The sequence below is a fragment of the Microcoleus sp. BROC3 genome (assembly GCF_036702515.1).
In the GTDB taxonomy this organism is placed as follows: Bacteria; Cyanobacteriota; Cyanobacteriia; order Cyanobacteriales; family Microcoleaceae; genus Microcoleus.
Genome location: NZ_JAUBTQ010000183.1, coordinates 1 through 1,210, shown reverse-complemented (window position 1 = coordinate 1,210; position 1,210 = coordinate 1). Strand labels below are relative to the sequence as shown.

The following is a 1,210-nucleotide window of genomic DNA, read 5'->3' as shown; positions in this document are numbered from 1 at the left end:
ACCTACTATGATCTCGGATGATTCACTTTGACCCCCTCAATCCCCCTATGTGCCAGTTGGGGGTGCGGAATGTGGGTTAAACTACTTTGTCCATAACCCGAAAATTAATGCCGAAACTTTCTATTACCCTCTGGTAGAGCAGTTTCTCAAGGCATGGCAGGGAATGGAAATGACGCTAGTTCTTGATACCAGCGTGTTGTGGGATAAATATTGCCTGATAGAGGTGTGTTTAATTTGGGGAGGAAGGTCAATTCCTTTAGGGCAGAGCGTCTTGGAACATGGCAGCGCCACAGTCGGCTATGAGGATTATCGTCCAGTCTTGGAAACCACACTGCGAATGTTGCCACCAGGATGCCAAGTGAGGCTATTAGCAGATCGAGGGTTTGAACACGGTGCGTTCATTCGTTGGTTACGCGACCATCGTTGGTCGTGGGCAATTCGCGCCAAATCAGATTTGAACGTGACGCTTTCCAATGGTCGCACAAATGCTCTGGCACAATTACTGCCACCCACAGGAGAAGCCTATCTCTTTCGAGAAGTCACCATTTTACAAGACATTGAGTGCCATCTTGCCACTGCTAATTTACCAATGGCAGGTGAGCCTTGGGCAGTCCTGACAGATACGACCCCCTCGTTGCAAACATTTGAAGTGTACGGTCAGCGATTTGGTGGAATCGAACCGCATTTTAAGGATTACAAGTCGGCAGCCTTTGACTTGACCCGTTCTCACTTGCGGGATGAAATGGCACTCAGTTGTTTATTGATGCTACTAGCTGCTGCTACGCTGATTGCCATTTCCATTGCCGTCGTTGTCGCGGGTGAAGGTCGCACGCTTGTTGCTTGACTGGCATTTCCACAGAGGTTTGAGCTTTTTACAATTGGGTTTACGTGAGATTAAACGACTGTGTTATCAATGTCTCCCGATTCCCAGCTTTGCCTCTTTACCTCCAAGGAGTCCTGTACCGGGCTGTGCCTCACTTAAAAAACGGGAGCAATTACAGACCAGGGTTGAGTTCTCCAAAGTCACTGTTTTCTCTACTTAGGGCTTGCTGAATAATCGATCGCTTTCTGACGATCGGGAGCGATCAATATCTTCAAGCTCGACTTAACATAAGCTTTTCCTGTGTTAATCCCCGGTACATATAATTTTGAATTATCTTCAATCCCAAAATAGGTGTTGTTTTGCCCGCTCGACATAAAAACACACAAA

1 pseudogene is annotated in these 1,210 nt (G+C 47.0%); it reads left to right on the top strand.

Annotation, left to right across the window (positions count from 1 at the left end):
- Positions 1-76 precede the first annotated feature (76 nt).
- Positions 77-1,043 (top strand): annotated as a pseudogene (locus tag QUB30_RS33680) (transposase); the annotation flags it as partial.
- Positions 1,044-1,210: the final 167 nt, after the last annotated feature.